The organism is Streptomyces alanosinicus (assembly GCF_014650595.1).
Classification (GTDB): domain Bacteria; phylum Actinomycetota; class Actinomycetes; order Streptomycetales; family Streptomycetaceae; genus Streptomyces; species Streptomyces alanosinicus.
In genome coordinates, this window is sequence record NZ_BMVG01000001.1 from 798,952 (window position 1) to 815,867 (window position 16,916).

A 16,916-nucleotide genomic window follows, 5' to 3' on the forward strand; every position below is an offset into this window, starting at 1 on the left:
GCGTAGGGAGGTCCGCCCGCGTCCGCGAGACGGGGCGGTTACCCGCGTCCGCGAGACCGGGCGGCGCGGGCGATCACCACAACGGCCTTCTCCAAGGCGTACTCGGGGTCATCGCCGCCGCCCTTCACACCCGCGTCGGCCTCGGCGACGGCCCGCATCGCCACCGCGACCCCGTCCGGCGTCCACCCCCGCATCTGCTGCCGCACCCGATCGATCTTCCACGGCGGCATCCCCAGCTCCCGCGCCAGATCGGCCGGCCGCCCGCCCCGGGCCGACGACAGCTTCCCGATCGCCCGCACCCCCTGCGCCAGCGCGCTGGTGATCATCACCGGCGCCACTCCCGTCGCCAGCGACCATCTGAGGGCCTCCAGCGCCTCTGCCGTACGCCCCTCCACGGCCCGGTCAGCGACCGTGAAGCTGGAGGCCTCGGCCCGGCCGGTGTAGTACCGCCCGACGACCGCCTCATCGATCGTCCCTTCCACGTCGGCGACCAGCTGGGAGGCCGCCGAGGCCAGCTCCCGCAGATCGCTGCCGATGGCGTCGCACAGCGCCTGGCACGCCTCGGGCGTGGCCGACCGCCCGAACGAGCGGAACTCGCCCCGCACGAAGGCCAGCCGGTCCGCGGGCTTGGTCATCTTCGGGCAGGCCACCTCCCGCGCTCCCGCCTTGCGCGCGGCATCCAGCAGCCCCTTGCCCTTGGCCCCGCCCGCGTGCAGCAGCACGAGCGTGATCTCCTCGGCGGGCGCCCCGAGATACGCCTTCACGTCCTTGACCGTGTCGGCGGACAGGTCCTGCGCATTGCGTACGACCACGACTTTGCGCTCGGCGAAGAGCGAGGGACTGGTGAGCTCGGCGAGTGTGCCGGGCTGCAACTGGTCCGGGGTGAGGTCGCGTACGTCCGTGTCGGCGTCGGCGGCTCTGGCGGCGGCCACCACCTCCTGCACGGCACGGTCGAGCAGGAGGTCCTCCTGGCCCACGGCGAGTGTCACCGGGGCGAGAGGGTCGTCATTCGCAGTCTTCCTGGCCATCGCCTAAAGCATCCCACGCGGCACTGACAACGAGTCCGCCCGCACACCCCGAGCGGTCCCGGAACGCCCCCGGAGTCCGTCTCGGGGATCCGTCTCGGGGATCCGTCTCGGGGATCCGTCTCGGGGATCCGTCTCGGCGGCGCTGCTGTCACGGCTCCTCGCGCCAGCCGTCCCACTTCCCGGCGAACTCGTCCAGCTCCGCCGGGTCCAGCCGCTCGTCCTCGTCGCGCAGGAGGACCAGCCACTGCGCGTCCTCGGCGTCGTCCTCGCCCGCCAGCGCGTCCCGCACGAGCCGGGGCTCCTCGGCCAGGCCGAACCGCTCTCCGAGCGCCTCGGCCGCCTCCTCCGCGGCCTCCCGGTCGGGCAGCACCAGTACATGTCTCACATCGCTCACGGCCCCATTCTCCGGCACCGCCGGCACCGCCCGAGAACCGAACTGCCAGGCCGGGACAGGGCCTAGGGCGTGTTGCGAAAGTCCCGTCGTCCGCCCGGAGGGCGGGCCGAGCGGCGTCTGGTGCGTGCTCTGGGGGTCCCCCCGGCCGGAGGCTGGGGGAGTGCCGGGCGAAAGCCCTCGTACTGGTTGTACGTGGGTTTTCGCCCGGTGCGGCGAGAGTGCGTGCCAGACGCCGGGCGGCAGGCGGGACTTTCGCAACACGCCCTAGGGGCGCCCGGATCAGACCGTGGGCGCGATCGCCCGGGTCAGGCCCTGGGCACGATCTGCACGTCGAGGTCGACGCGGATGCTCGACCCGACGACCGCGATGCCCTGCGCCGGCATGGACTGCCAGCTGACCGTGAAGTCGTCCCGGTGCAGCTCGGTGGTGACCCGGCAGGCCGCCCGCACCTCGCCCTCCATGCCGTTGCCGAGCCCGAGGTACTCGGTGTCGAGGGTGACCGTACGGGTCACGCCACGCAGTGACAGCGCGCCGGTGACCGCCCAGCGGCCGCCGCCCCTGTGCACGAACCGGTCCCCGTAGAGCTCCAGCGTCGGAAACCGCCGCACGTCCAGGAAGTCCGCCGACCGCAGATGGTCGTCCCACATCCGCATGCCCGTGTCGACGGACGCCGCGTCGATCACCACATGCATCGCCGACCGCTCCATCCGCTCGGCGGTCCGCACCACCCCGGCGAAGGACGCGAACCGTCCATGGATCCGTGCCGGCCCGATGTGCCACGCCGTGAAGGCGATCGAGCAGTGCGCGGACTCCGTCTCCCAGTCGCCCGGAGCCGACGGCTCCGGCGGACGGGCGATCCGGAGCGTCACATCACCCAGCGAGGCGAGCGCGTTCTCGCCGACCCGGCCACGATCCTGGGGCCCATGGTGTCGCTGACCACTCATATGCGCCGCATCTGAGCAGCATTAGTAGTCAAGAGTCCGATTTCTTACAGTCGGCACACAGTCCAACCCGATCCCGAACCACTCCCGGTACACCGTCAGCACCTCCTCGTCCGCCGCCAACTTCCTTGCTTCACGCCTCCCTTCGGCGTCCGTCGTGGTCAGCGTGCGCCCGCTGAGCGTGATCCGCCCTCCGTCCTCGGTCACCCGTGAACAGACCAGCGATCGGGTGAAGTGCGACAGCGGCGAGGTGCTGTGCCACCAGGCTCCGGCCGCGAAGTCCCCGAGCGCCCGGGGCCGCGTCTCCAGCCGGTACTGCGGCTCGCCGTCGCGTACGACGTCCAGGTCTTCTGCCCCTGCCCCGGCCTCGTCGGGCCCCGCGTCCATCACCCGGAACACCCCGCCGGGGTCGGCCTGCTCCCCGCGTTCCGCGTACGCCAGCGGGTAGTGGCTGTGCGCCCCGAACCCGACGTCCGCGAGCCGGATGTCACCCTCCACCGTCCGCACCCTCAGGGCGAGATGGTCGTACGGGATGCCGAACCGCCCCTCGTCCCCGTAGACGCGTCCGGCGAGCCGCGCGACCTCGTAGCCGAGAGCGGTGAGCAACGCGCCGAACGCGCCGTTCAGTTCGTAGCAGAAGCCGCCCCGCCGCCGCCCGATCACCTTGTCCAGCAGGCGCTCCTCCTCCAGCACGATCTCCTCACCGAGGTGGATCGACAGATTCTCGAAGGGGACGGTCCGCAGATGGCGCAGATGCAGCTCGCGCAGCGCCGGGCCGGTCGGACGCGCTGGGCGCTCGGCCCCGATCCGGCGGAGGTAGGCAGCTACCTGGCGTGAATCCATGCCGCCAGTCTGCTCGAACACCGGGCCTCAGTCTTTCGTCACCCGCAAGTTCCCTTCCGCCCCGCCCGTCCCGCCGACCGCGAGCGCCCCGTCCCGGTCGGTGCGCAGCACCAGCGCCCCGCCCGACCGCAGCGCGGCCACGGTCGCCGGTGCCGGGTGGCCGTAAGGGTTGCCGGTGCCGCACGAGATGAGCGCCACCCGGGGGGCCACCAGTCGTATCAGGTCCGGGTCCTGATAAGCCGAGCCGTGATGGGCCACCTTCAGGACATCCACACCTGCCAGCTCGGCCGCCGCCGGTGACCTTGCCAGCGCCTGCTGGGCCGGCGGTTCGAGATCGCCCAGCAACAGCAGCCGCAGCCCGCCCACGCGGACCAGCATCGCGACACTCGCGTCGTTCGGACCGTCCGGCTCCGGCACCGGGCCCGGCCATGCCGGGACCCGTGGGTCCCAGGGCGACGGGGTGCTCGGCGGCGGCCACAGGACCCGCCAGGACAGCGGTCCGGTGCGCCGCTCCTCGCCCGCCACGGCCTGTGTGAGAGGGATGTGCCGCGCCGCCGCCTCCCTTCTGACGAACTCGGCCTGGTCGGCCGGTTCCTCGAAACCCGTGGTCTCGATCGCGGCCACCGAGCGGCCCCGCAGCACCCCGGTCAGTCCCGCCACATGGTCGGCGTGGAAATGGGTCAGGACGAGCAGCGGGATGCGCCTGATGCCCAGTTGCCGCAGGCAGTGGTCGACCAGCGCCGGATCGGGCCCCGCGTCCACGACCACCCCGGCACCCTCGCCTGTCGCCAGCACGGTCGCATCGCCCTGCCCGACATCGCACATCGCGAACCGCCAGCCCGGCGGCGGCCAGCCCGTGATCACCCGGGTCAGCGGCACCGGCCGTACCACCACCAGCACCAGCAGCACCCCGAGCAGTCCGGACCACCACGGGTGCCGCGACAACCGCCGACCGGCGGGCACGACGGCCACGGTGATCGCCGCGAGCGCAAGGGCCCCCGGCCAGCTGCCCGGCCACGCGACCCCCGCGCCGGGCAGTGCCGCCCCTGTCCGGGCCACCGCGGCGATCCACCCGGTCGGCCAACCCGCGCACCAGGCCAGCGCCTTGGCCAGTGTCATCGCCACCGGCGCCGTCACCAGCGCCGCGAATCCCAGCACCGTGGCCGGTGCCACCGCCACCTCGGCCAGCAGATTGCACGGCACGGCCACCAGGCTCACCCGCGCCGACAGCACCGCCGTGACGGGGGCGCAGACCGCCTGTGCCGCGGCGGCCGCCGCCAGTGCCTCCGCAAGCCTCGGCGGGACCCCGCGCCGCCGCAGCGCCTCGCTCCAGCCCGGTGCCAGGACGAGCAGCGCACCGGTGGCCAGCACGGACAGCAGGAAGCCGTAACTGTGGGCCAGCCACGGGTCGTAGAGCACCAGCAGCAGGACAGCCGTGGCCAGTGCGGGGACCAGGGATCTACGGCGGCCGGTGGCCAGGGCGAGCAGCGCGACCGCGCCGCAGGCTGCGGCCCGCAGCACACTGGGGTCGGGTCGGCACACGATCACGAATCCCAGCGTGAGCACCGCGGCGAACAGCGCGGTCGCCCGCAGCGAGAGCCCCAGACGCGGGGCCAGGCCACGGCGCTCGGCCCGCTGGGCGAGTCCGGGCGGCCCGATCAGCAGCGCGAGCAGGATGGTGAGGTTGCTGCCGGACACGGCGAGCGTGTGCGTCAGGTCCGTCTCCTTGAACGCCTCGTCCAGCTCGGGCGTGATCCGTGAAGTGTCTCCGACGACCAGCCCGGGAAGCAGCGCCCGCGCGTCACCGGGCAGAGGGTCGCTCGCCTTCCGCAGCCCTGCCCTGAGCCGTCCCGCGAGCCGTTGCGATCCGCTGGGCCCCGCCACGATCCGCGGTTCCGGCCGGCCTCGCACCCGCAGTACGGCCGCGGTCCGGTCCCCACTCGTCAGCGTCGGCGCAAGCCGCCCCGCCACCCGCAGCCGTGTGGACGGCAACAATCCGAGCCAGCCGTCACGGGCACGCCGCCCACCCCGGGCAGCGCTCCCCTCCGGTGCCGGAACGTCCGCGTCGACGACCAGCAGGACCGGAGTCCGTGTCCGCGCGCTCGTCCCGTCGCTCTGCTCGACGCGCCGCACCTCCGCACGGGCCAGCACCGCCAGCGGCGCCGCGTGATCGCCGTGTACCTGTGGCCTGCTCAGCCAGGGATCGCCGCTCACCTCGATCTCGGCGGTCACGGTCGCGTACCGCCGGGCGAGCTCGGGCACCGGTCCGCGCCGTACGTCCGCCCCGTGCAGCCCGGCCGACACGGCGGCCGCGGCCACAGAGAGCAGCACGGCGGCGAGCGAGGCGCGGGCCCACGCGAACCGCTCAAGTCGCCGTCCGAGTCGCCACACGGCTCGCCGCTGCCGTCCGGACCTCCTTGTGCGCAACAGGACGACCCCGCCCAGCAGACAGACGACCGCGATCCCTGCGGTCCAGCCCGCCGGTGTGTCCAGGGTCAGGGCCGTGGTGGCCCAGGCGGCGAGCGCGGGTGGCACCAGGCGCAGATCCATGGGGCCGGCCCGGTCGCCCTGGCCGGGCCCGCGCTCACCGGAGTCGCGGCCCGCGTCACCGTCGGTCGCCGGGTCTGCGGCCCGGTCGTCTCCGCGCCCGCTGCCCGCGCGTACATGTGTCCTTCCGCGCCCTGGCAGCCGGCCGTCGGTCATGTGGCTCATGGCCGCACCAGGTTCCGCAGATCGCCGAAGCGGCGGTCGCCGATGCCGTTGACCTCGTGCAGTTCGTCCACGGAGCGGAAGCCGCCGTGCTGGGTGCGGTAGTCGATGATGTGCTGCGCGAGCACCGGGCCGACTCCGGGCAGCGTGTCGAGCTGGTCCGCCGTGGCCGTGTTGAGGGAGACCGGCGCCGCGGGGCCGGCGGCGCCGGACGCTCGGGCGGCCGGCCCGGCCGCCGGGCCTGATGGAGCCACCGCTCCGGCGGGCGCGCCGACGACGACCTGTTCGCCGTCGACCAGGAAGCGGGCCCGGTTGAGCCCCTCGATCCTCACGCCCGGACGGACACCGCCGGCCGCCCGGAGGGCGTCGGCCACCCGGGAGCCGGCCGGCAACTGGAGCACACCCGGCTTGCGGACCTTGCCGCTGACATCCACGACGATCCGTCCGCCCGGTGCCGGTGAGGCGACCGCGCCCGCACCGGTCTTCGGTGCGTCTTCCTTCTTGGCGTACGGCGGCTGTGCGCGGACCACTTGAGGGGCGCTCACGGACTCGGTCCGCCCGGCCCAGAAGTGCTGCACGGCCAACACGGCGGCGGCCACCAGCAGTACGGCGAGTGCCACGGCTCCCCGCCGCTCCACGCCGTACCGGCTCTGGAGCCATACCGGCATCCGCTCCCGCAGCGCCGATCCGGCCCGCTCCCGCAGGCCGGGGCCGTCGGGTCCGGACGGCTCCAACGGGACTGCGGGATCGGCTGGTTCGAAGTCCCTGGCCGTCGCCGCGCCCACCGGGTCCAGGTCGGGCGGATGGCCGGTGGCCGAGTCCAAGGCTGTCTCGGGCGTCGCCCGATGCACGGGATCCTCGTCCGGCGGTCCGTTCCCCGACTCCCGTCGGCGCACGGCTCGTTCGCCGAAGAGCAGTTCCGCTCGGCGGCGTAGTTCCTCGGCCGGGGCCGGCGGGCGGTGGCGGACACGGCGCGGGTGGACGCCGCGGCGGTTCCTCAGGCGGCCGTCGGAGGCGGGACCGCGACCGGGGCCGCTGGTCGCGGTGGCGGTGCGAGAACGTGATCGAAGTGCCATGCGACGAGGATGGAACTTTCCGCCGGATCGCGATGATCTTGATCAATTCCCGGGGACGACCGCGTGGTTGTGGATAACTTCGCCACCCGCACGGGTGAGAGGTCAGCGCGGTGACACCACCGCGCCGAGCAGCCCGGGACCGGTGTGTGCGCCGATCACCGCCCCGACCTCGCTGACATGGAGGTCGGCCAGGCCCGGCACCCGGGCCCGCAACCGGTCGGCGAGCGCTGCGGCACGGTCGGGGGCGGCGAGGTGATGGACGGCGATGTCGACCTCGGCGCTGCCCGCCCGCTCGGCCGTGATCTCCTCCAGACGTGCGATGGCCTTGGACGCCGTACGGACCTTTTCGAGCAGTTCGATGCGGCCGCCGTCCAGCTGCAGCAGGGGTTTGACGGCGAGTGCGGAGCCCAGCAGGGCCTGTGCGGCTCCGATGCGGCCACCACGGCGCAGATAGTCGAGGGTGTCGACGTAGAAGTAGGCGGACGTGCCCGCGGCCCGCTTCTCGGCAGCCGTGACGGCTTCGTCCGCCGTGCCGCCGGCCTCCGCGGCTTCTGCCGCGGCGAGTGCGCAGAAGCCGAGGGCCATCGCCACCATCCCGGTGTCCACCACCCGTACCGGCACCGGCGCCTCGCGCGCCGCGAGGACCGCCGCGTCGTAGGTGCCGGACAGTTCGGCGGACAGATGCAGGGACACGATTCCGCTCGCGCCGGACTCGGCGACCTGGCGGTAGGTTTCCGCGAACATCTCGGGGCTCGGGCGCGAGGTCGTGACGGGACGTCGTTTCTGCAGTGCCTGGGCCAGTGAGCGGGTCGAGATCTCGGTGCCCTCTTCGAGCGCCTGGTCGCCGAGGACCACGGTCAGGGGTACCGCGGTGATGCCGTGACGCTCCATCGTCCGCGGCGGCAGGTAGGCCGTTGAATCGGTGACGATCGCGACATGGCGGGACATGAGCTGGAGGTTACCTGCCGTAGCGCTCGCGCGGCAGCCCGGCCCCTGTGCTGCGGACCGGGGCGGTCCGCTCAGGTGGTGCTCTCGGGCCGGGGCTTCTTCTGCCAGGGGTAGGCGAGGCGCGGCGACGGCGGGGTGATCGCCTGGGGCGGCTGTTCCTCGGCGGGGCGGGACGTCCGGGGGCGGGTGTGCGGTGCGTCCGGGCCGTCGGCCGCGGTGGAAGTGGACGGGTCGGGCCACTGTCCCGGCGCCGCCCCGGGTTCGGCCGGGGTCCAGTGACGCAAGGCGTCGGCCTCGATGTCTATCTGGTCGCTGAGCGCGCCCAGATCGTCCTCGACGAAGCGGCGCGCCCGGTCGCGGACGGCCCGGCGCAACGAGTGCGCGGACTTGGTGATGCGCTCGGTGCGGCTGCGCAGCCCGGGCAGGCGGGCGGTGACTTCGGCCCGGTCCGGCTCCGCCTCCAGCCGCCTGAGCTCGGCCTCCAGCTCATGCCCGTGCGCGCTGAGCCGCTGGAAGAGGCCGAGGGACTCCCTCAGCGACTCGTCCTCGGCCACACCCGCGCGCAGTGCGTCCTGGGTGGCGCGCATCGAGGTGCGCAGCGTGAGCCGCAGCTCGGCGATCTCGGCGGCCGGGCCGACCTGGACGAAGGACTTGGCGCGCAGCGTGTGGTCCTCAACCGTGCGCCGGGCCTGCTCGATCGTCCGGTCCACTCCGCGCTTGGCGGCGCCGACCGCCTTGACCGTGGCGTACACACCGAGGCCGACGAAGAGCACGAAGAGCAGGGCGAACACGGCGATCACGGCTTCCACGGCGCTCCTCCTCCGGCGGTGCGGCACACGCCGCTGCGCTCTCCACGGTAAACGCAAAGAGCAGGCCCGGAGTTCCAGAAGAACCCCGAACCTGCCCGTAGGGGACTACCCCGATGCCGGTCGCGGCCGGCGTCCGGTCGTCACATCCGAACGCACCGGTCGTCAGGCCGGAACGATGTTCACCAGCTTCGGCGCCCGGACGATCACCTTGCGGATGCCCGCGCCGTCCAGCGCCGCGACGACCTTCTCGTCGGACAGGGCCACCTTCTCCAGCTCCTCCTCGGAGATGGCCGGCGGCACCTCCAGGCGGGCCTTGACCTTGCCCTTGATCTGCACGACGCAGGTGACGGTCTCGTCCACGACGTAGTTCGGGTCGGCGACCGGGAAGTCCCGGTGGACGACCGAGTCGGTGTGGCCCAGCTTGCGCCACAGCTCCTCGGCGATGTGCGGGGCCAGCGGGGCCGCCATCAGCACCAGCGGCTCGGCGACCGCACGCGGCAGCGCGCCACCGGCCTTGGTCAGGTGGTTGTTCAGCTCGGTGACCTTGGCGATGGCGGTGTTGAAGCGCAGGCCCTCCAGGTCCTGGCGCACACCGTCGATGGCCTTGTGCAGCGCGCGCAGCGTGTCCTCGTCGGGCGCCGCCTCCACCACCGTCACCTCGCCGGTGTTCTCGTCGACGATGTTGCGCCACAGCCGCTGCAGCAGCCGGAACTGGCCGACGACCGCGCGCGTGTCCCACGGCCGGGAGACGTCCAGCGGACCCATGGCCATCTCGTACAGACGCAGGGTGTCGGCGCCGTACTCGGCGCACATCTCGTCCGGGGTCACCGCGTTCTTCAGGGACTTGCCCATCTTGCCCAGCAGGCGGCTGACCTTCTCGCCCTGGTAGTAGTACGCGCCGTCCAGTTCCTCGACCTCGGCGGCCGGCACCGCGATGCCACGGGCGTCGCGGTAGACGTAGGCCTGGATCATGCCCTGGTTGAACAGCTTGTGGAACGGCTCCGCGGAGGAGACGTGCCCCAGGTCGTACAGCACCTTGGACCAGAAGCGCGCGTACAGCAGGTGCAGCACGGCGTGCTCGGCGCCGCCGACGTACAGGTCGACACCGCCGTGCGGCAGGCCCTCGCGCGGGCCCATCCAGTACTGCTCGATCTCGCGGTCGACCAGCTGCCGGTCGTTGTGCGGGTCCAGGTAGCGGAACTCGTACCAGCAGGAACCGGCCCAGTTGGGCATCGTGTTGGTCTCGCGGCGGTACTTCTTCGGCCCGTCGCCCAGGTCCAGGGTGACGTTGACCCAGTCCTCGTTGCGCGACAGCGGGGTCTCGGGCTGGGTGTCGGCGTCGTCCGGGTCGAAGGTGCGCGGGCTGTAGTCCTCGACCTCGGGCAGCTCCAGCGGCAGCATCGACTCGGGCAGCGGGTGGGCGATGCCGTCCTCGTCGTAGACGATCGGGAAGGGCTCGCCCCAGTAGCGCTGGCGGCTGAACAGCCAGTCGCGCAGGCGGAAGTTGACGGTGCCCTCGCCGACGCCCTTGTCCTGCAGCCAGTCGGTGATGCGGGCCTTGGCCTCGACGACGCCCAGGCCGTCCAGGCTGATCTCGCCGTTGGACGAGTTGATGATCTTCGCGTCGTACGACCCGAAGGCGTCCTCCCACGTGGAGGTGTCGGTGCCCCGGCCGTCGGTCGGCTCGACGATGCACTTGATCGGCAGCTCGAAGGCCCGCGCGAACTCGAAGTCGCGCTGGTCGCCGCAGGGTACGGCCATGATCGCGCCGGTGCCGTAGCCCATCAGGACGTAGTCGGCGATGAAGACGGGGACCTGCTCGCCGTTGACCGGGTTGGTGGCGTAGGCGCCGATGAAGACGCCGGTCTTGTCCTTGGCCTCGGCCTGCCGCTCGACGTCGGACTTGGCGGCGGCCTGGGCGCGGTACGCGGCGACGGCCTCGGCCGGGGTCGCGTGGCCGCCGGTCCACACGTCGTGCGTGCCCTCGGGCCAGGCGGCGGGCGTGAACTTCTCGACCAGCGGGTGCTCGGGCGCCAGCACCATGTAGGACGCGCCGAACAGGGTGTCCTGGCGGGTGGTGAAGACCGTGATGTGCTCGCCGTCGATCGGGAAGTCGACGCGGGCACCCTCGCTGCGGCCGATCCAGTTGCGCTGCTGCAGCTTGACGGCCTCGGGCCAGTCCAGCTCCTCCAGGTCCTCCAGCAGCCGGTCGGCATAGGCGGTGATACGCATGTTCCACTGGCGCAGCTTTGCCTTGAAGACCGGGTAGTTGCCGCGCTCGGAACGGCCGTCGGCGGTGACCTCCTCGTTGGCCAGCACCGTGCCCAGACCCGGGCACCAGTTGACCGGCGCGTCGGAGGCGTAGGCCAGCCGGTACCCGCTCAGGACGTCGGCGCGCTCATGGCCGCTCAGCTCGCTCCACGCGCGCGTGGTGCCCGGAATCGCACGCTCACCGGACTCGAACCCGGCGACCAGCTCGGAGATCGGGCGGGCCTTGCGCGCCTCGCCGTCGTACCAGGAGTTGAAGATCTGCAGGAAGATCCACTGGGTCCACCTGTAGTAGTCCGGGTCGATCGTGGCGAAGGACCGGCGCTTGTCGTGGCCCAGGCCCAGTCGGCGCAGCTGCGCCTTCATGTTCGCGATATTGGCCTCGGTGGACACGCGCGGGTGCGTGCCGGTCTGCACGGCGTACTGCTCGGCGGGCAGGCCGAAGGCGTCGAAGCCCAGGGTGTGCAGGACGTTGTGGCCGGTCATGCGCTGGAACCGGGCGAAGACGTCGGTGGCGATGTAGCCCAGCGGGTGGCCGACGTGCAGGCCGGCGCCCGAGGGGTACGGGAACATGTCCATGATGAACTTCTTGGGTTTGGCGACCAGCTCGGGGTCGCCCGCCAGGTCGCCCTTGGGGTTCGGCGCCGCATAGGTGCCGTCGGCGTCCCAGAAGTCCTGCCAGCGGGCCTCGATCTCGGCAGCCATGGCGGCCGTGTAGCGGTGCGGCGCGGCCTCCGCCGACGTGGCGGCGGTCGCAGCGGGGTTCGTCTCGCTCATGATCCTCAAAGCTCCATCGATCGTCTCTGCCTGCGGCTGCGACATTCAAAGAAACGAAAAATCCCCTCGCACAGGAGGGGACGCCGCGCCGATGCCGACCTCGTGGTTCGACCAGGGTCGGTACTGATCAGCGCGGCCCGCTAAGCAGAAGGCGTACGGCACGCATGGCGTCAGGGTACCGCAGCCCCCGAGCGGGCCGCGACGGACTTGAGCGAGCCGCGACCCCGAGCCGGCAGCGACCTTGAGCAAGCAGCGACGCGCTTCCGTATCCCTTGTGGACATGCCAGAACGAAGGGGGAAGCTGAACCAAGGTCAACAATTACTTCGCGTACCGTGCCCTATGGGACACCCCGCAATCAGATTGTCCGTTGATAACGACGGAATAACGCAAACCCCATACTGATCAGTATTGGCGCCACTTAGAGTTCGGCAGCGGGACCGCTTTCCCGAAACTGCTCGGAGTTGCCCCCATGAACCCTCGTCGTAGTACCCGCTCCCTCCCCAAACCGGGCCGTTCGGCCTATGGGGTGGCCTCGGCTGTCGTTCTGCTGCTCATACCCGTGGTCGTGCTGGTCGGAGGCAACCAGTTCCGCGACTTCTTGAACTTCGGCGCGGGCGTGCTGTCCCTGGTCTCGCTCAGTTGCTCGGTGATCTGGGGCCTGTTCGCGCAGGACCGGATCTTCCTGAACACCCGGCAGCGGATCGTCGGCCAGGCGGTGCACCGGACCACCGCGGTCGCCTCGATCGCGTTTTTGCTGCTGCACATCACCACGAAGATCGCGCTCGGCCACACCCAGGTGATCGCCGCGATCATTCCGTTCTCGCTCGGCGTCACCGGGATCGGCGGCCTGATCGGGCTGGGCTCGCTGGCCGGCCTACTGATGATCTTCGTGGGTATCACCGGTGCCCTGCGCAGCAATTTCGCCACCCCGGCCCCCGTCGCCGCCCGCTGGCGTGCCATGCACATGCTGGCCTACCCGGCCTGGTGCGCGGCGCTGGTCCACGGCCTGTACGCGGGCCGCGCGGCCAAGCCGATCTTCGTGATCCTCTACAGCCTGTCGCTGCTCGGTGTGATGGGCGCCCTCGCGCTGCGCGCGGCCCCGCGCCCGGTCAAGCGCAAGGTCGCCGACCGGCTGGTGGCGCTGTTCGGCACCTCGGAGCGGCCGGGGATCGAGGAGCTGGACGCGAGCCGTTCCCGGATGACCGAGGCGCCCTCGGCGGACTTCGAGAGCCGGCGCGAGCGCCGGGGCGCGGACGCTCCCTCCGCGCCGCTGTACCAGACCCCCGCCGCCCCCGCCGCGGAGCCCGCGTCGGGCTTCGCGGCCGCCTACCGCGCCGTCTCCGCGCCGGGCCGCACCCAGCAGCCGTACGGGGCCGGCCAGACGGCCCGCATGGACCTGCCGATGGATCTGCAGGCCACGGAGGCCGTCCCGCGTGTGGACGGTCCCGCCGGCGCCTCGGGCAGCTGGCCGGTCCCGTCCCCGCCGCCGGTCGGCGAGGCCCCGCCGTCCGCGTACGACCCGCTCCAGGACACGGGGCACACCATCCCGGCCTACGGCAGTCCGGGCACCGCCGGATACGGCGGACGTGACATGTACGACAGTGACATGTACGACAACGGTGAGACAAACGGCTTCTACGGCACGTACAACGCCAGTGACACGTACAACACCGGTCCCGCTACCGAAACGCTGCCCGGCGCGTCCTACGACACACCGGGTTCCGGCGAACCTTGGAACACGCCGTCCGGAGGCTTTAAGTGAACGAGGCCCTGCCCGACGTCCCCGAAGTCCGCGTGGTCGGCCTTCCGCAACTCACGTCGGGCTTCGACCTTGTGGAACGACTCGATCTGCCCATGCACCTGAAGGTGCACGGGCCGCTCGACCCGCTCGGCGGCGAGCAGCTCGCACAGCTCGCCGAACGCATCAGCCTGAAGGGCCGCGGCGGCGCGGGCTTTCCCTTCCACAAGAAGCTGCGCTCGGTCGCCGAGTCGGCGATCAAGCGCGGTGTGCGGCCGGTCGTCGTGGTCAACGGCAGCGAGGACGAACCGGCCTGCCGCAAGGACACGGTGCTGATCAACCGCGCCCCGCACCTCATCCTGGACGGCGCGCTGCTGTGCGCGGAGGCGCTCGGCGCGCGGACGCTCGTGATCGGTGTCACGCGCGAGTCCACGCAGCGTTCCATGGAGGCCGCACTCGCCGAACGCGGGCTGAGCAACAGCCGTAGATCGGCGCTACGCGCGTGGGTGCAGCGCAACCCGGTGCGCATGGTCACCGGCGCGGCCGCCTCACTGGTCCGCTCGATCGACGGCGGCCCGGCGATCCCGCCCGGCCGCAAGATCAGCGCCTCGCAGAGCGGCGTCGGGGGCGCGCCCACGCTGCTGTCGAACGCGGAGACGTTCGCGCAGCTGGCCATCGCCGCGCGCATCGGCCCCGAGCGCTACGGCAACACCGGCCTGTACGACGAGCCGGGCACCGTCATGCTCACCGTGTCCGGCGCGGTGGCCCGCCCGATGGTGATCGAGGTCCCCACGGGTGTGCCGCTGCGGTACGTGCTGCAGCTGGCGGGCGCCCCGCCGGTGCCGCAGGGCGTGCTGACCGGCGGCTACCACGGCAAGTGGATCGACGCGGCGACCGTCAACGAGGCGATCGTCTCCCGCAACTCCCTGGACGCGGTGGGCGGTTCGCTGGGCGCGGGCGCGATCCTGCCGATCAGCCAGGACACCTGCCCGCTGGGCGAGTCGCTGCGGGTGGCGCAGTGGCTGGCCGAGGAGAGCGCCGGCCAGTGCGGCCCCTGCTACCTCGGGCTGCCGGCGGCCGCGCGCGGCATGGAGGACATACTCAACGGCGGCGGCCCGGCCGCCCTGGAGGCGCTCAAGCAGGTCGCGAAGAACGTGAAGCGGCGCGGGGCGTGTTCGCATCCGGACGGCTCGGCGATGTTCCTGGAGTCGACCGTGAAGGCCTTCACCGACGACCTGGCCGCCCATGTCCTCGGAAACGGCTGCGGACGGCCCGTGGAGGGCGTTCTGCCGCTCTTCGAGGGAGGCAGGGCCCCGGCGGGCATCCCGGGGGGCTCGGAGGCCGAGGAGACCGGCGCCAGCCGCCAGAAGATCTACGTCGACTGGACGCTGTGCCGGGGCCACGGACTGTGCGCCGACATCCTCCCCGAGGTGTTCGAACTCGGCGCCGACGGCTTCCCGACCGTCGCCCAGGCGCAGGTGCCGCGGTACGCGGAGGCGAAGGCGCTGCGCGCGGTGCGCCGCTGCCCCGCACTCGCCCTGCGCATCGAGGAGGACACGCGCGGACAGGCCCCGTCGCCCAATCTGCCGGTCGTCTCCCAGGGCCGCGGCAGGCGCGCCCTCGGCCGCTGAACGCGAAGGGGGGCGGTCACCCGAGTCGGGTGACCGCCCCCCTTCATATGGCCCGTCTTTTCGTGTACGGCCCGTCTTATGCAACACGCCGAAGGCGGACCACCCATCGGAGGTCCGCCTTCGACTTCTGTGGAGCTAAGGAGAATTGAACTCCTGACCTCCTGCATGCCATGCAGGCGCTCTACCAACTGAGCTATAGCCCCTTGTTTTGCTGTTTCGCCCGGTTCCCCCGGCGACGAAGTAAACATTACAGGCCTGCGGACACAGCGCCAAATCGGTTTCGGGTTCGCCCCGATCCAGCCACTAATGTCGGCCTTTGTGACCGTGATCGCGTCGTCAGCAGCCCGCCACCGGATGCCCGTTGCACTGGGCGTCTGCCTGGTGTCCTTCACGGCGTTCTGGGCCGCACAGCGGTCCGCGCACGTGTCGATGATCGATCTGATGGTGTACCGGGCCGAGGGCGCCACCGTGCGCGCCGGCGGCGACCTGTACGCGCTGCGGGCGACGGCCGCGCACCTGCCCACCACCTACCCGCCGTTCGCCGCCCTGCTCTTCACCCCGCTGGCCCTGCCGGCCGCCGCGACTGTGCGCACGCTGGCCACGGCCGGGAACCTCGCACTGCTCGTGGTCTTCGTACGGCTGTCGCTGAAACTCGTCGGCCACGCGCGCGTGGACGCCGTCTGGTGGGTCGCGGCGGCGGCCGTGTGGTGCGAGCCGGTGTGGACGACCCTGCGCTACGGCCAGGTCAACCTGCTGCTGGCCGTCCTGGTGCTGTGGGACCTGAACCGCCGCCCCACCGGCGGGTACGACCGCTGGACCGGCGCGGGGCTGGGGCTCGCCGCGGCGGTCAAGCTGACGCCCGCGCTGTTCCCTGTGTTTCTGCTCACGGCGGGTGTCGTGGCGCGTCTGCGGGGCGGGGACGCAGGGCCGTGGCTGCGGCACGCGCGCGGGGCGGGCGTCGCGTTCGCCGGGGCGACGCTGCTGGCGGCGGCTGTCCTGCCGTACGACTCATGGCGGTTCTGGTCCGGCACGGTGTTCCGCACGAACCGGGCCGGGCATGCCGAGGACACCGCCAATCAGGCCCTGCGTGGCGTTCTGGCGCGCGTTCTGCACACGCCCGCCCCGGGCTCCCTCTGGATCGTCTCGGCGGCCGTCGTGGCCGTCGTGGGCCTCGCGGCCGCCGTGGCGGCGGAGTTGTCCGGGCGGCGGGAGCGAGCGGTGTGCGTCTGCGCGGTCACCGCGCTGCTGATCAGCCCGGTGTCGTGGACGCACCACTGGGTCTGGTGCCTGCCGCTGGTGCTGTCCCTGTGGACCGGCGGGCACCGGGCAGCGGCCCTGGTCACGCTGCTGGTCTTCTGCTCGTACGCCCCGTGGTGGGTGCCGCACGGAACCGGGCGGCCCGAACTGCACCAGACGACCTGGGAGTTGCCGCTCTCGGCCCTCTACGCGGGAGCCGGCGCCCTCTACCTCGCCGTGGCCCGGACATCGTTGCCACGGCGCCTCGGTGGTGCGGCGCGAGTCAAGCCGTCACGAAGGAGTAGAACCGCTTGAGTGTGCAGTGCTCTTCCAGGAGACGGCCGTAGATCGGCTCGCCTTCCAATTCCCGGTACGTCTCGATCGGGTCGCCTTTTATGATCAGCGCCCGCGCGCATTCCTCGCACCAGTACTGGTATTCGGGGTTGATCGGCTCCATGTCACGGACGATCGGGGTACCGCTCCCGCACCAGTCGCACTTTCGCCTGTGTGCACCCAT

General features: G+C 71.9%; 12 protein-coding genes, 1 tRNA gene and 1 pseudogene. 3 read left to right on the forward strand and 11 right to left on the reverse strand.

The features are described from left to right. Window positions 1-38 precede the first annotated feature (38 nt). From holA to leuS, 9 genes and pseudogenes are all read right to left on the reverse strand, one after another. Window positions 39-1,028, reverse strand: a complete 990-nt coding sequence (gene holA / locus IE277_RS03650; protein ID WP_189948404.1) for a DNA polymerase III subunit delta — start codon at window positions 1,026-1,028, stop codon at window positions 39-41. Between the two features lie 148 nt (window positions 1,029-1,176). Further along, a complete protein-coding gene (locus IE277_RS03655; RefSeq protein WP_189948406.1) occupies window positions 1,177-1,422 on the reverse strand; it encodes a hypothetical protein in 246 nt (81 codons plus the stop codon). A gap of 305 nt (window positions 1,423-1,727) precedes the next feature. After that, window positions 1,728-2,324 (reverse strand): annotated as a pseudogene (locus IE277_RS03660) (YceI family protein); the annotation flags it as partial. 63 nt (window positions 2,325-2,387) lie between these two features. Further along, window positions 2,388-3,206 carry an arylamine N-acetyltransferase family protein gene (locus tag IE277_RS03665; protein ID WP_189948408.1) on the reverse strand — a complete coding sequence of 273 codons (819 nt, stop codon included), beginning with the start codon at window positions 3,204-3,206 and terminating at the stop codon, window positions 2,388-2,390. Between the two features lie 27 nt (window positions 3,207-3,233). Continuing rightward, window positions 3,234-5,909 (reverse strand): ComEC/Rec2 family competence protein, encoded by a 2,676-nt coding sequence (locus IE277_RS03670; protein ID WP_189949198.1) that lies wholly within the window; start codon window positions 5,907-5,909, stop codon window positions 3,234-3,236. 5 nt (window positions 5,910-5,914) lie between these two features. After that, window positions 5,915-6,991: a ComEA family DNA-binding protein gene (locus IE277_RS03675; RefSeq protein WP_189948410.1), complete on the reverse strand. Its 1,077-nt coding sequence runs from the start codon at window positions 6,989-6,991 to the stop codon at window positions 5,915-5,917. A gap of 102 nt (window positions 6,992-7,093) precedes the next feature. Next, window positions 7,094-7,939: a DegV family protein gene (locus IE277_RS03680; protein WP_189948412.1), complete on the reverse strand. Its 846-nt coding sequence runs from the start codon at window positions 7,937-7,939 to the stop codon at window positions 7,094-7,096. Window positions 7,940-8,010: 71 nt separating this feature from the next. Further along, a complete protein-coding gene (locus IE277_RS03685) occupies window positions 8,011-8,748 on the reverse strand; it encodes a hypothetical protein (protein WP_189948413.1) in 738 nt (245 codons plus the stop codon). A 162-nt stretch (window positions 8,749-8,910) separates the two neighbouring features. Then, a complete protein-coding gene (gene leuS, locus IE277_RS03690; protein WP_189948416.1) occupies window positions 8,911-11,793 on the reverse strand; it encodes a leucine--tRNA ligase in 2,883 nt (960 codons plus the stop codon). A gap of 470 nt (window positions 11,794-12,263) precedes the next feature. Between leuS and IE277_RS03695 the strand changes: the two genes are divergently transcribed. Further along, the gene (locus IE277_RS03695; RefSeq protein ID WP_189948419.1) at window positions 12,264-13,556 is read left to right on the forward strand and encodes a cytochrome b/b6 domain-containing protein; all 1,293 of its coding nucleotides are present in this window, start codon (window positions 12,264-12,266) and stop codon (window positions 13,554-13,556) included. Beyond that, complete coding sequence (locus tag IE277_RS03700; RefSeq protein ID WP_189948421.1) at window positions 13,553-15,163, forward strand: NADH-quinone oxidoreductase subunit NuoF family protein; 1,611 nt, start codon at window positions 13,553-13,555, stop codon at window positions 15,161-15,163. Before IE277_RS03695 ends, IE277_RS03700 begins: the two co-directional genes overlap by 4 nt. Window positions 15,164-15,293: 130 nt before the next feature. Here the strand turns inward: IE277_RS03700 and IE277_RS03705 are convergent. Further along, window positions 15,294-15,366 (reverse strand) — tRNA-Ala (locus IE277_RS03705). Between the two features lie 151 nt (window positions 15,367-15,517). Between IE277_RS03705 and IE277_RS03710 the strand changes: the two genes are divergently transcribed. Then, complete coding sequence (locus IE277_RS03710; protein ID WP_229880566.1) at window positions 15,518-16,714, forward strand: glycosyltransferase 87 family protein; 1,197 nt, start codon at window positions 15,518-15,520, stop codon at window positions 16,712-16,714. Here the strand turns inward: IE277_RS03710 and IE277_RS03715 are convergent. Then, entirely contained in the window at window positions 16,683-16,916 is a 234-nt protein-coding gene (locus tag IE277_RS03715) for a hypothetical protein (RefSeq protein ID WP_004931461.1), read from the reverse strand. The two genes, IE277_RS03710 and IE277_RS03715, sit on opposite strands and share 32 nt — an antisense overlap.